Origin of the sequence: Streptomyces lasalocidi (genome assembly GCF_005280215.1) — a bacterium.
In the GTDB taxonomy this organism is placed as follows: domain Bacteria; phylum Actinomycetota; class Actinomycetes; order Streptomycetales; family Streptomycetaceae; genus Streptomyces; species Streptomyces longwoodensis.
This window is the reverse complement of sequence record NZ_SZNQ01000001.1, coordinates 109,677-122,450: the sequence shown is the minus strand read 5'-3', so window position 1 is coordinate 122,450 and position 12,774 is coordinate 109,677. Positions and strand designations below refer to the sequence as shown.

General features: G+C 75.9%; 10 protein-coding genes. 3 read left to right on the top strand and 7 right to left on the bottom strand.

Translation table 11 applies throughout. The features are described from left to right. Nucleotides 1–3: 3 nt before the first annotated feature. The 7 genes from E4U91_RS00530 to E4U91_RS00500 all read right to left on the bottom strand — a co-directional run bounded on the left by E4U91_RS00530 (nucleotide 4) and on the right by E4U91_RS00500 (nucleotide 6,258). Nucleotides 4–1,065, bottom strand: a complete 1,062-nt coding sequence (locus E4U91_RS00530; RefSeq protein ID WP_137304680.1) for a hydroxymethylglutaryl-CoA reductase — start codon at nucleotides 1,063–1,065, stop codon at nucleotides 4–6. After that, on the bottom strand, nucleotides 1,062–2,156 hold the full coding sequence (gene fni, locus E4U91_RS00525; protein WP_137304679.1) for a type 2 isopentenyl-diphosphate Delta-isomerase: 1,095 nt from the start codon (nucleotides 2,154–2,156) through the stop codon (nucleotides 1,062–1,064). The genes E4U91_RS00530 and fni overlap by 4 nt, the downstream gene beginning before the upstream one ends. Next, nucleotides 2,153–3,244 (bottom strand): phosphomevalonate kinase, encoded by a 1,092-nt coding sequence (locus tag E4U91_RS00520; RefSeq protein WP_137304678.1) that lies wholly within the window; start codon nucleotides 3,242–3,244, stop codon nucleotides 2,153–2,155. Before E4U91_RS00520 ends, fni begins: the two co-directional genes overlap by 4 nt. Then, a complete protein-coding gene (gene mvaD / locus E4U91_RS00515) occupies nucleotides 3,241–4,287 on the bottom strand; it encodes a diphosphomevalonate decarboxylase (RefSeq protein ID WP_137304677.1) in 1,047 nt (348 codons plus the stop codon). Before mvaD ends, E4U91_RS00520 begins: the two co-directional genes overlap by 4 nt. Next, nucleotides 4,277–5,284: a mevalonate kinase gene (gene mvk, locus E4U91_RS00510; RefSeq protein WP_241678444.1), complete on the bottom strand. Its 1,008-nt coding sequence runs from the start codon at nucleotides 5,282–5,284 to the stop codon at nucleotides 4,277–4,279. Before mvk ends, mvaD begins: the two co-directional genes overlap by 11 nt. Before the next feature lie 231 nt (nucleotides 5,285–5,515). Then, entirely contained in the window at nucleotides 5,516–5,710 is a 195-nt protein-coding gene (locus E4U91_RS00505; RefSeq protein ID WP_137304675.1) for a MerR family transcriptional regulator, read from the bottom strand. Next, nucleotides 5,707–6,258 carry a hypothetical protein gene (locus E4U91_RS00500; RefSeq protein WP_241678443.1) on the bottom strand — a complete coding sequence of 184 codons (552 nt, stop codon included), beginning with the start codon at nucleotides 6,256–6,258 and terminating at the stop codon, nucleotides 5,707–5,709. Before E4U91_RS00500 ends, E4U91_RS00505 begins: the two co-directional genes overlap by 4 nt. A gap of 462 nt (nucleotides 6,259–6,720) precedes the next feature. Here E4U91_RS00500 and E4U91_RS00495 point away from each other — a divergent pair, with 462 nt between their 5' ends. From E4U91_RS00495 to E4U91_RS00485, 3 genes are all read left to right on the top strand, one after another. Next, nucleotides 6,721–8,829, top strand: coding sequence for an FAD/NAD(P)-binding protein (locus E4U91_RS00495; RefSeq protein ID WP_137310589.1), 2,109 nt, complete (start codon nucleotides 6,721–6,723; stop codon nucleotides 8,827–8,829). Then, on the top strand, nucleotides 8,826–10,265 hold the full coding sequence (locus E4U91_RS00490; RefSeq protein ID WP_137304673.1) for a nitrosuccinate lyase: 1,440 nt from the start codon (nucleotides 8,826–8,828) through the stop codon (nucleotides 10,263–10,265). The genes E4U91_RS00495 and E4U91_RS00490 overlap by 4 nt, the downstream gene beginning before the upstream one ends. Before the next feature lie 570 nt (nucleotides 10,266–10,835). Further along, complete coding sequence (locus E4U91_RS00485; protein ID WP_137304672.1) at nucleotides 10,836–12,380, top strand: FAD-dependent monooxygenase; 1,545 nt, start codon at nucleotides 10,836–10,838, stop codon at nucleotides 12,378–12,380. The last annotated feature ends 394 nt before the right edge of the window (nucleotides 12,381–12,774 follow it).

Below are 12,774 nucleotides of genomic sequence, written 5' to 3'. Positions count from 1 at the left end.
GGCTCATACACCAACCTTCGCGGTCTTGTTCTCGCGTTCGAGCTGCACGTGCGCGCGCATGAGTTCGCCGGGATTGGTCTGTGCCGCCAGCAGGGACAGCTCCCCGCACAGCACGGTGGCCGCCGCCAGGACGGCCAGGCGGCGGGCGTTGTCGCCGGGGGCGGCGTCCGCCCGGCAGCCCAGCCGGGTCAGGTTCGTCTCGACGAAGCCCAGTCCCTTGCCGTTGCCGACCGTGCCGACGATCAGGTTGGGCAGGGTGCAGGCGAAGTACAGGTCGCCGTCGCGGTCCTCGGCCATGACCACGCCCTGGGAGCCTTCGACGATGTTGGCCGCGTCCTGCCCGGTGGCCAGGTAGAACGCCAGCAGCATGTTGGCGTAGTGGGCGTTGGCCGAGCGGATCCCGCCGGCCAGCAGGGTGCCCAGGAGGTTCTTGCGGATGTTCAGCTCGACGACCTTGGCGGCGGTGGTGCGCAGGGTGTCGGTGACCACCTCGCGCGGCACGAGGAGTTCGGCGACCACGTTCTTGCCCCGGCCCAGGATGCCGTTGATGGCGGTGGCCTTCTTGTCGGTGCAGTAGTTGCCGGAGATCGACCCGTAGGAGATGCCCGGGACGGTCTGCAGCAGGTGCGCCAGCAGCCGGTCGGAGGCGAGGGTGGCCATGTTGTGGCCGGAGGCGTCACCGGTGGAGAACTCGAACCGCACGAACAGCAGGTTGGCGTTGATCTCGTGGCGCACCCCGATCAGCTGCGCGAACCGGCTGCAGCCGCGCACCACCTCGCGCAGTTCCTCGATGCGTGCCTCGATCGTGCGGGCGGCCGCGAGCGCGGTGGCCGCGTCGGTCGCCTCGATGAGGACCGAGCGGGTCATCCGCTCGTCGACCAGGGTGGCCACGATGCCCTCGTCGGTCAGGCGGGAGACCTTCGCGCCGCGGCCCACCGACGGCCACAGCGGGCTTTCGTAGGTGGCCAGCGGCACCTGCGTCTCGGTCCGGGCGACGTTGCCGGAGATGCGCAGCGGGCCCACCCACCGCATGGGGACCCCGGCGATCGCGTGTGCTTCGGTCATCGTGTGCTTCCCGTCAACTCGTTAAGGGCTTCGATGGAGGTGGAACGCTGCGCCAGGTGCCGCGTGTCGATGCCCCGGTCGGCGCAGAAGGCGCGCAGCTCGCCGCTCACCAGGACGTCGCAGCGGGTCAGGTCGGCCGGGGTGCGCGCGCCGAGCATCGTCTGCAGGGCGGCCAGCTGGTCGAGCCAGGAGCCGATCTTCGCGATCAGCGCGTCGACGCCCTCGTCCAGCAGGGTGCGCAGGAAACCGCCGGAGGAGCCCACGGCGCGGGCGCCCAGGGCCAGCGCGCGGGCCACGTCCAGCGGGTGGCGCACCCCGCCCGAGGCCAGCACGGGCAGCGCGACGTCCTGCGCGTCCAGCAGGCAGGCGGCCGTGGACTGGCCCCAGTCGTGCAGGTAGGCGTAGTCGGCGTGCTCGCGCCGGCCGTTCTCGATGCGGGCGAAGTCGGTGCCGCCGCGGCCGCTGACGTCGGCGGCCGCGACCCCCAGGGCGGGCAGGGCCAGCAGCGTCTGCCGGCTCAGCCCGTTGCCGACCTCCTTGACGATGACGGGCACCCCGACGCCCGCCGCGATCCGCTCGATCTGCGCCGGCCACGACCCGAAGGAGCGGTCGCCCTCGGGCATCGGCGTCTCCTGCGCCGTGTTCAGGTGGATCTGCAGGGCGTTCGCCTGCAGCAGGTCCACCGCGCGGCGGGCGTCGTCGACACGGGCGGTGGCGTTGACGTTCGCCATCACGAACCCGTGCGGGTTCTCCTCGCGCAGCACCCGGAAGGTGTCCGCGCAAGCGGGGTCCTTGAAGTAGGCGTGCATCGAGCCCGAGGCGATGGCCACCCCGCTCTCGCGGGCGGCTGTGGCCAGGTCGCGGTTGATGCGGCCGGTCATCGCGCTGCCGCCGGTCATCGCGTTGATGTACAGCGGCACCGGCCAGGTGATGCCGGCGAACTCGGTGGCCAGCGACACCTGCGGGCGGTCGATGCCGGCCAGGGCGTGGTGGACGAAGGACACCTCGTCGAACTGGTTGCGTCCGCTGTGCGCGTGCTGCTGCTCCATCGCCAGGCGGACGTGGTCGTCCTTGCGCTGGGCACTGCTCATGGTCGGTTCCCTTCCGGCGCGGCCGCCACGGGCAGGGGCAGCACCCCGGCCGCGGCCCACCGCTGGTGTACGTGGGCGAGATGGTGTGCGGCGCCGACGTCCAGCAGGGCGATGCCGCAGTCGCCGCCGCCGGCACCCGAGGGCTTGGCCGCGCCGCCGGCGCTCTCGGCGGCGTCGCACAGCGCCGTCAGCGCGGGCGTGAAGATGCCCAGGCCCACCTCGTCGTCCAGGCGGGCCAGCTCCTGGCGCGAGCGGCGGATCTGCTCCAGCAGGCTCCCGTCGTCGCCGGCCTCGAGCGCGTCGATCGCGGCGGTGACGAAGTCGGCGCTGGCGGCGAGGAACTTCTGGTGCGAGGGCGTGCCGCGCCAGGCCTTGCGGTGCAGGGCGGCCACCAGCGACGTCGTCGAGGCGGGGCTGCCGCTCCAGCCGACGTGCAGCGACAGCGCGCGCGGCGCCGGCAGCCGCCGCACCTGAAGCCCGGGCCAGTCGGCCTCCAGGGCGGCCTGTACGCCGCGGCGGCGGGCCAGGTCCGCGACGAACGCCCGGTCCGGCGCCCGGTAGGCGATCCAGCCGCCGTAGGTGCTGGCCGCCAGGTCACCGCCGGAGCCGCCGGCGTCGATGCGGGCGCTCGCCAGCAGCGCCAGCCGCAGCCGCTGCGCCGCCCCCAGGTCCAGCCCGCAAGCGGCGGCGACGGCCGCGACGGCCGCCACGGTCACCGCGCCGCTGGAGCCCAGCCCGTACTTGGTGCCCGCCTCGTGCAGCGTGCTGGTGACCGACACCTCCAGCCCCGGCACCTCAAGGCCCCGGTCGGCCAGCAGCGCGGCCACCGTCTCGATCGCGGCGACCACGTGCGGGACACCCCCCGCACCCCCGCCCAGCCGGCCCCCGTCGAACGTGTAGTGCTCGGGGCGGGGGAGCAGGTCGGAGGCGATGACGACACCCGGGCGCTCCACCGCGGTGACCGCCACGGTGACATGGCGGTCGACCGCCACCAGCACGGCCCGGTTGCCGGGCTCGACCACCGCGTACTCGCCCGCCACGTACAGCTTGCCCGGCGCGTGCCGCACCACCGTGCGCGCCTGGTTCATCGCCCGTCCCCGTCGGTGAGGCGGGCGCCGGGGCCCGGAGCAGCGATGTGCACCGCACTGTCCGGGGCGGCCTCGGCCACCGCCCGCGCCACCCGCTGCGCCTGCGCGCGCGGACACAGCACCTTCACGTTGGGGCCGGCGTCCATCGTCACGTAGGCCGCCACCCCCTCCTGGCGCAGCTGCAGCACCGCGTCCAGCACGGTCAGCGAAGCGGGCGCCATGTACCTGACGGCGGGGCGCGCCGCGAGCATCGTGGCGTGCATGCCCAGGGCGTTGCGCTCGGCGATCTCCCCGACCGCCGCCAGGTCGCCGCGCCCCAGCGCCGCACGCATCTCGACCAGGTCGGCCCGGCTGGAGGCGGCCCACGGCTCGTACAGCGGAGAGGTGTCCACCGTGCGGCGCATCGCCTCACGGCTGGAGACCGCCTTGGGCCCGGCGTTGACGACCGCGATGACCAGCGCCGGGTCCACCCCGGGCGCGGCCACCGGCTCGGCGTAGGAGCTCGAGTCGGCCTGCTCCTCGTCGGCCGACGCCTGCCCGGCGTGCCAGAGCACGAAGCCGCCGAACACGGACCGCGACGCCGAACCCGAGCCGCGCCGCGCCAGCCGCGACAGCGCCCTGGCATCACCCTCCAGCCCGTAGGCGGCGGCCGCGGCCAGCGCGAGCGCGGCGAACCCGCTGGCCGAGGAGGCCAGTCCCGCGCCGGTGGGCACGGTGTTCTCGCTGTCCACCACGGCCCGCTCACCGCGCCCGCTGCGCTCGCGCACCAGGTCCAGGAAGGCGGTGATGCGCCGGGCCGCCTCACCGGTGGCCGGCCGGCCGCCCAGGGTGACGGAGTCCTCGCCGGCGTGCGGGTCCAGCCGCACCCGGGTGGTGGTGGGGAAGATGTCCAGCGTCATCGACAGGCTGTCGGTGCGCGGCAGCACCAGGCGCTCGTCGCTCTTGCCCCAGTACTTGATGAGCGCGATGTTCGGGTGCGCGACGGCGGTGGCGTCCCCCGCCGCCGCCTGCGCCCGCGACCGCGCGAGAGGTTCAGTGCGCATGCCCGGCATGCCTCCTCAACGGTACGACCCACGTCTGGACGGCGCCGGCGTCGTGCAGGTGCCGGGCGACCCGCCCGGCCTGCTCCGGCTGGGTGAGGGCCAGGACGCAGCCGCCCAGCCCACCCCCGGTGATCTTGGCGCCGAGGCTGCCCGCGCCGCGCGCGGCCTCGACCATCGCGTCGATGCGGCCGGTGCTCAGCCCCACCGCGCGCATCAGCTCGTGATAGCGGTCCAGGGCCGACCCCAGCTCCTCCAGCGCGCCCTCGGCGAGCGCGTCCTGGCCCTCGTCGACCAGGCGGGCGGCCCGCGCCAGGAACTCCTGCTGGGCGCCCGCCTCGCGGGTGAAGGACTCCCGCAGCAGCTCGACCGCCTCCTTGGTGCTGCCGGCGGTGCCGCTGTCGGCGATGATGAACAGCCCCTCGCCGCCCACCTCGAGCTCGCTGGCGCGGCCCGCCTGGAAGCGCAGCGGCCCCGACGCGCCGACCGCGACGGCGTCCACGCCGCTGGCCCGGCCGTGCGTCATGTTCTCCGCCGTCTGCACCAGCTCGAACGCCGCCGCCTCGGACAGCTCGACACCGAACAGGTCCGCCAGCGCGAACACGATCGCCCGTGAGCTCGCCGCGGACGAACCCAGCCCCCGCCCGGGCGGGATGGCCCCGTCCAGGATCACGTCCAGGTGCGCCCCGCCGGTGACCCCCATGCGCTCGGTGAACGCCGCGGCCAGCCTGCGCAGCCCGTCGGAGGCCAGCGTCACCACCGCCCGCGAGGCGGAACCGGTCATGGTGAACGACAGCCCGCCGTCCGCGCCGCGGCCCGGGGAGGACCAGCCGGCACTCGCCGTGGCCGTCAGCTGCGGAACCGGCAGCGCCAGCGCCGCGGCGCCGTACACGACCGCGTGCTCGCCCAGCAGGATGGCCTTGGCGTGGGCGCGACCGATGCCCACCGAGCGGGCCCGGCGGTTCTGCGGAACCCCCTCCACTGAGGTCGGTGGCGTCAACGCACTCACTCCTCTTGTCATTGTCGCGAAAAGGTCGCCGCCGGACGGCGGTTGCCCGGCGCCGGGCACAGGCCGGCGCCCACGCACGGGACATCCGGGCGGGAAAACTCGATCGGGAAGAACCGGACGGAAAGCCGGGGCGGAAAGCCGGGGCGGGAAGAACCGGGTGGGGCCGGTCCGTGCGGGACGCGCACCCGGGCGCCTTCCCCCACGAAAAAGCTTGATGGTGCGTCAGGGGGCTTCGCTGCGGCGCCGCAGCGCGATCTCCTGGAGTTCCTCGATGTCGAATTCCGAGCGGCAGTTCGGCGCCCCGTAACGGGTGATCTTCCCGCGGCTCACCCACTTGCGGATCGTCGCCTCGGACACCCCCACGGCCAGAGCGGCCACCCGGGTGGGAACGAGCCGGTGGCGCGGCGGTTTCGTCATGCGGTGACATCCTTTCGCTGCCGTGTCATCAGCGGCCTGAGCGCCAGCCACTCCTGCGCCGGCCAGGAATGCCCCGCCGTGCACTCCAGCCGGGAGGTGCCCGGCCCCGCGGTGGCCTTCGGCGCGGCGCTGATCGTGCCCGCACAGCCCTCCACCACGCACGCCAGGTGCAGCGTGTGCAGCGCGGCGGGCTCGGGGTCGAGCAGCGCGCTCAACTCCGTGACCAGCTCCTGCATCTCCTCGGCGAAGTCGCCGGCCGGGGGCTGCGCGGCCAGCCACGCCAGGTGCCCCGCGAGGAACCGCGCGAGCTGCGGCACCGAACGGGCCGGCGCACTCACCCCGAGCCCCTCCGCGACGACGTCCGCCCACGCCTGCAGCACCGCACGCGAGCGCAGCCGCACATCCAGCACCGACAGGTTCACCTGGTCCCGGTTGCGGCTGCCGGACACCCGGGTGGGGTTGGTCCGCCGCCGCCCCGGAGACACCTGGTGCAGGCACTCCTGGTACAGGGCCGGCAGCGAGCGCAGACAACGCTCCGCCTCACCCACGCACGCGGCACACACAACGGATCCGGCACCACGGCCGCTCTCACGCAAGGGATGTCTGGGGCAGGGGTGGACCATCACACACATCTCCTTCATGGGGCGGCTTCCGCGCCGGTGTCGCCGCGCGCCGCGCCCCGTCGCCGAGCCGGTCCGGTGACGCCTTTTTCCCGAACGTAAGGACCGCGGCTGGAGTCTCGATACAGCCGCGTTCGGGGCCCGCCGGAAGCCCGCCCGCACCCCTCGTGCCGGCGCCCGCACCACCCGCCACCTGGGCGCCTGCCGTTCCTCGAGCCGATCTCCGCCCAGGGCCGAGCCGTGGTTGAGCGCCTGCCCCGACGGTGGCCCGAGGAAGGAGGCACTGTGGACGGTACGCATGGAGGCGAACGCACAGCGGACGCCGGACCGACCCCCTACGGGACGACGGCCCCCCGGCCCCCGTACACCGGCAACGAAGCGCTCACGCACCTGGAGGTGTGCCTGGTCGGCGCAGGACCGCGCGGCCTTTCCGTCCTGGAACGGCTCTGCGCACAGGAGGGCAAGTCGCCCCGCTGGGACGCCGTCACCGTGCACGTCGTCGACCCGGACCCGCCGGGCGCCGGACGCGTGTGGCGCCCCACGCAGTCGCGGCACCTGCTGATGAACACCGTGGCCTCGCAGGTCACGGTCTACACCGACGCCAGCGTCCGCATCGACGGCCCGCTGCAGGAGGGGCCCAGCCTGCACCAGTGGGCCAAGGCCCTCAGCTCCCGCACCCTCGACAACAGCCCGCACGGCGGCTACGACCCGGACGTCCTGGCCGAAGCCGACCGCCTGGGCCCCGACAGCTACCCCACCCGCGCCCTGTACGGCTGCTACCTGACGTGGGCGTTCGGCCGCGTCGTCGACAACGCCGCAGCCCACATCACGGTGCGCCACCACCCCCAGCGCGCCGTCGCCCTCCAGGACGAGGGCAGCGGGCCGCAGGCCACCCAGGCGGTCGTCCTGGAGGACGGCACCCGGCTGGGCCGCCTGGCCGCGGTCGTCCTCGCCCAGGGCCACGTGCCCACCCGGCCCAGCGACAGCGAACGCCGGCTGACCGACTTCGCCCGGCGCCACGGGCTGACCTACCTGCCCCCCGCCAACCCGGCCGACGTGGACCTGTCCGCCGTCAAGCCCGGCGAGCGGGTCCTGCTGCGCGGGCTGGGACTGAACTTCTTCGACTACCAGGCCCTGTTCACCCACGGCCGCGGCGGCGTCTTCACCCGCGTCGACGGCCGCCTGGTCTACCGGCCCTCCGGCCGCGAACCGCGCCTGTACGCCGGCTCCCGGCGCGGCGTGCCCTACCAGGCCCGCGGCGAGAACGAGAAGGGCGCCCACGGCCGGTACCACCCCCGGCTGCTGACGGCCGGCTACATCGCCCGGCTCCGCAGCCGCGCTCCGGGCCGCCCCGCCATCGACTTCGCCGCCGACCTGTGGCCGCTGGTCTCCAAGGAGGTGTGCAGCGTCTACTACGCGGCCCTGCTCACCCAGCGCGGCCGAAGCCGTGCGGCCGTCGACGACTTCGTCGAGCGCTACCTGTCGGCCGAACCCGGCGCCGACGAGGACCGGCTGCTGGAGCAGGCCTCGATCACCGGGGACGAGCGCTGGGACTGGCAGCGCGTGGCCCGCCCCTGGGGCGAGCGCGTCTTTTGCGACCTGGCCGCGTTCCGCACATGGCTGCGCGGCCACCTCGACGACGACGTCCGCCTGGCCCGCCAGGGCAACGTCAGCGGACCGGTCAAGGCCGCCCTGGACGTCCTGCGCGACCTGCGCAACGAGCTGCGCCTGGCCATCGACCACGCCGGCCTGACCGCCGCCTCCCACCGCGACGACCTCGACGCCTGGTACACCCCCCTGAACGCCTACCTGTCCATCGGCCCGCCGGCCGCCCGCATCGAGGAGATGGCCGCCCTCATCGACGCGGGCGTCCTGGAGGTGACCGGCCCCGGCCTGCGCGTGATCGCCGACGAGGACGACCCGCACGGGCCCTGCTTCACCGCCGTCTCCAGCGAGATACCCGACGTACGGGTGCGCGCCACGGTCCTCATCGAGGCCCGCCTGCCCGAGATCGACCTGCGCCGCACCGCCGACCCGCTGATGAGCGGGCTGCTGACGAGCGGGCAGTGCAGCCCCTACCGCATCCCCGCCGGCGACGGCACCGACGGCCCCGGCCACGAGACCGGCGGACTGGCGGTCTCCGAGCGGCCCTACCACCTCCTCGACGCGAGCGGCACCGCCCACCCGCGCCGCTTCGCCTACGGCGTGCCCACCGAGTCCGTGCACTGGGTCACCGCCGCCGGCATCCGGCCCGGCGTCGGCTCGGTCACCCTGGAGGACTCCGACGCCATCGCCGCCGCGGTCCTCGCCCTGCCGGCCGTGCAGCACCGGCCGGACCGCGCACCCGCGCACCCGGCAGGGGACCGTACAGCCGCGGACCGTACAGCCGTGGACCGTACGGCGGTTGAGGCCGCCGTCGGCGTGGAGGCGGCCGTGGGCGCGCGGACGGCCGCAGGTGTCGGTGTGGAGGCGGGCGTGGGTGCGGAGGTGGCTCCATGACCTCCGCGCCCCCGGCGCCGCGCTCCGCGGCCCCGGCCGCCCACCTGGACGCCGGGCTGCTCTCCCCGGTGCGGGCGGGCACCCCCGTCGAGGCGGCCGTCGGCGACAGCGCCTGGCTGCAGGCGATGCTGGACGCGGAGGCGGCCCTGGTCCGCGCCCAGGCCCGCTGCGGCACGGTGCCCGCCCGCGCGGCCGAGGTCATCACCGCGGCCGCCCGCGCCGACCTGCTCGACCTGCGCGAACTGGCCCTGGCCGCACGCGAGACGGCCAACCCGGTCGTGGGCGTGGTCAAGGCGCTCACGGCCGTGGTCGCCGAACGCTCCCCGCAGGCCGCCGAGTACGTCCACCGCGGCTCCACCAGCCAGGACATCCTCGACACCGGCGCCATGCTGGTGGCCGCCCGCGCCCTGCGCCTGATCGCCGCGGACCTGCGCACCACGGCGGCCGCGCTGGCCGGCCTCGCGGCCGAGCACCGCGACACCGTGATGGCCGGCCGCACCCTGGCCCTGCACGCCGTGCCCACCACCTTCGGGCTGAAGGCGGCCGGCTGGCACCACCTGGTCACGGACGCCGCCGAGCGCCTGGACCACCTCGCCGGGCGGCTGCCCGTCTCCCTCGGCGGCGCGGCCGGGACCCTGGCCGGCTACCTGCAGTACGCGGGCGCCGGCGCCGACCCCGCCGCCGTCGTGGACACCCTGGGCGCCGCCTTCGCCGAGGAGAGCGGTCTGGCCGCCCCGCACCTGCCCTGGCACGCGCTGCGCACCCCCGTCGCCGACCTGGGCGCCGCCCTCGCCCACACCAGCGGGGCACTGGGCAAGATCGCCGCGGACGTGCTGGTCCTGACCCGCACCGAGATCGGCGAGGTGAGCGAGCCCACGGCCGCCGGACGGGGCGCCTCCTCGGCGATGCCCCACAAACGCAACCCCGTGCTCGCCACCCTGATCCGCTCCGCCGCCCTCCAAGTACCGGCCCTGGCCACCGTGCTGACACAGTGCCTGACCACGGAGGACGAACGCTCGGCCGGGGTGTGGCACGCCGAGTGGCAGCCGCTGCGCGAGGCCCTGCGCCTGACCGGCGGCGCCGCGCACACGGCCGCCGAACTCGCCCGCGGCCTGAGCGTCCACCCCGAGCGGATGCGGGCCAACCTCGCCGCGACCGGGGGACAGCTCGTCTCCGAACGCGTCTCGGCCGTCCTGGCACCGCGCCTGGGCAAGGCCGCCGCCAAGGACCTGCTCACCCGGGCCTCCCTGCTGGCCTCCGCCACCGGCCGGCCCCTGGCCGACGTCCTGGCCGAACTCCCCGAGCTCGCCGGGACGCTGGACCGCACCGAGGCGGCTGCCCTGCTCGACCCGTCCGGCTACACCGGGGCAGCCGGCCCCCTGGTCGACCGGGCCCTGCACACCCCCGACCCGGCAACCCGCACACCAGCACCCTGACCCGGGCAGCGGCGGGGGAGCGGACCCCTGACCGGGGGACGGCCCCCCGCTCAGGGGCCGGCCGCATGACCGGCGCACTGCCCGGCCGGCCGCCTGCGTGGCGGGAGTCGGCGCAGCGCACGCCGGCCCGGCCGGCCCGGTTGCCGGGCAGCCCGGCGGGGGAGCGGACCGGCGGGGCAGGACCCGGACCGCGGCGCCACCGGCGGGAGCCGGCAGGCCACGCCGGAACCCGGGCACCCCGGACCCCGGCCGCCCCGGACCCCGGGCACCCCGGCCCCCGGGCACCCCGGCGGGGGAGCGACCCGGGGGCAGGGCCGGCCGGGACGCCGACCGGCGGCCCCGGGCGCCCCGTTGGTGCGTCTCGGGCCGTGACCGCCCAGGTCCGGGCGGCCGGCCCGCACCCGCCTGCCCGGCCGGGCGGGAAGGTGTCCGCGTCCCGCCCCGCGCGGGTGCGCTCGAGTCTTCCTCGGGCCGGCCTCGAAGGCCGCTCGAGGCGGCGCGGAAGGCGGCCCCCGGCCGGGCCGCGCCCCGCATGATGCACACGACGACACCCAGGGGAGGGCGGCCGGGATGAAGGTGAACGCACGTGTTGTCCCCGAAGGCGGCGGCCACGGCCACGCCGTGGTGATCGGCTCCAGCCTCGCCGGGCTCGCCGCGGCGGGCGCCCTGGCCGGCTTCATGGACCGGGTCACCGTCATCGAACGCGACTGGCTGCCCCGCGGCCCCGGCCGGCGCCGGGGCGTGCCCCAGGCCCGGCACACCCACAGCCTGTCCACCGCCGCCCACGAGGGCCTGGAGCAGCTGTTCCCCGGCATCCGCGAGGACCTCGTGCGCGCCGGGGCCGTCCACCTGCGCGTCCCCGAGGACCTGCTGCTGCTCGGCCCGGCCGGCTGGCTGCCCCGCTTCGACGCGGGCCTGTCGCTGCTCAGCGCCGGCCGCGACCTGCTCGACGCGGTCGTCCGCGACCGGCTGCGCGCCGACCCCGCCGTGAGGTTCCTGCACGACCACGACGTCGTCGGCCTGCGACCGGGCCCCCAGGACACCGTCACCGGCGTCCTGGCCCGCGCCCGCGACCGGCGGGCCCCCGGCGGCTGGAGCCCTCCGCACCTGATCCCCGCCGACTTCGTCGTCGACGCGAGCGGACGCGGCTCGCGCGCCCCGCAGTGGCTCGCCGAACTCGGCTACGAATCCCCCGCCGAGACCGTCGTGCGCACCGGCACCACCCACGCGACCTCCCTGTACGCGCCGCCGGTCGGCCACGTCGCCGACTGGCAGGGCGTGTGGCTCATGGCCGCCGGCGACGACCCCCGCCAGGGCCTGCTCCACCCCGTCGAGGGCGGCCGCTGGTCGGTGTCGCTGAGCACCCCCGACACCGCCCCCGCCCCCGCCGACCACGAACAGATGCTGCACGCCGCCGCCGCGCTGCGCGACCCGCTGCTGCGCGACCTGCTGGCCACCGCGACCCCGCTGGGCCCCGTCTACCGCTGCGCCGGCACCGACAGCCGCTGGCGCCACTACGAGCGGCTGCGCCGCTGGCCCGACCAGTTCCTCGTCGTCGGCGACGCCTTCGCCGCCCTGGACCCCGCCCACGGCGACGGCATGACCCTCGCCGTGCAGGGCGCCCTGCTCCTGCAGCGCATGCTCACCGCCCACGGCACCGCCGTCGGCGTCACCTACCGCCTGCGCCGGGCCCTGGCCCACCAGCTGGCCCCGCTGTGGCGCTCGGGCACCCGCCTGCGCGTCCCGGCCGGCCCCGGCCGCACCGGCCGGCCGCCCCTGCGGGAGCGGCTGCACGGACGCCAGCTGTCGCGGATCGCCGCCGCCGCCACCACCGACCCGCACGCCGCGGCCCTGCTGCTGCGCCTGCACCAGAGCCTCGCTGCGCCCGGCGCCTTACTGGGCCCGCGGGCGCTGCGGGCGGCCCTGCGCCGCCCCGCACCCCCGCCGGTACCCGCCGTGCCGCCCAGCCTCACCCACGGCCCCCAGGCCCGGCGCCGGCGCCCCGTCGCGCCGGTGGCCCCGGCCATCGGCGTGGCCACCGGCTCGGTGCGGCCCCGCCCCACCGGCTCCTCGGCCCACTGGCCCACCACCGCCCCCGCGGGCGACCCCCGATGACCACACCTTTCCGGCCACCTGGCGCATTGCACCCCATCGCGGACCCGGGGACACCGACCTACGCTCCGCATATGACGGCAGTGCACCAACGGGCGCGTACGGAGGCCCACTTGAGACCACACAGACCCACCCGCACCGCCAACACCCCGCCGCCGCACGCCCGATGGGCGGCCAGGCGGGAACGCCCGCATGCCGGCAACTCACAACTGGCTCGAGAAACACCGCACTTGTCACTTGAGTATCGCTTGAGCGCGGTTGTTCGGGCCGGGCGCACGTGGCTAGCGTTTCACCTGCTCCAGGGCACGGACCTGCTGGCGCCGCGGCAGGCCGCCCCCACAGCCGACCGCTCACCGGTCGGCCCGGGTGTGCCCATGACAGCAGAGCGGCGAGGGGA

Coding starts and splice junctions, on each gene's coding strand:
- E4U91_RS00530 (WP_137304680.1), bottom strand. CDS start 1,065: ATGACCGAAGCACACGCGATCGCCGGGGTCCCCATGCGGTGGGTGGGC.
- fni (WP_137304679.1), bottom strand. CDS start 2,156: ATGAGCAGTGCCCAGCGCAAGGACGACCACGTCCGCCTGGCGATGGAG.
- E4U91_RS00520 (WP_137304678.1), bottom strand. CDS start 3,244: ATGAACCAGGCGCGCACGGTGGTGCGGCACGCGCCGGGCAAGCTGTAC.
- mvaD (WP_137304677.1), bottom strand. CDS start 4,287: ATGCGCACTGAACCTCTCGCGCGGTCGCGGGCGCAGGCGGCGGCGGGG.
- E4U91_RS00505 (WP_137304675.1), bottom strand. CDS start 5,710: ATGACGAAACCGCCGCGCCACCGGCTCGTTCCCACCCGGGTGGCCGCT.
- E4U91_RS00490 (WP_137304673.1), top strand. CDS start 8,826: ATGACCTCCGCGCCCCCGGCGCCGCGCTCCGCGGCCCCGGCCGCCCAC.
- E4U91_RS00485 (WP_137304672.1), top strand. CDS start 10,836: ATGAAGGTGAACGCACGTGTTGTCCCCGAAGGCGGCGGCCACGGCCAC.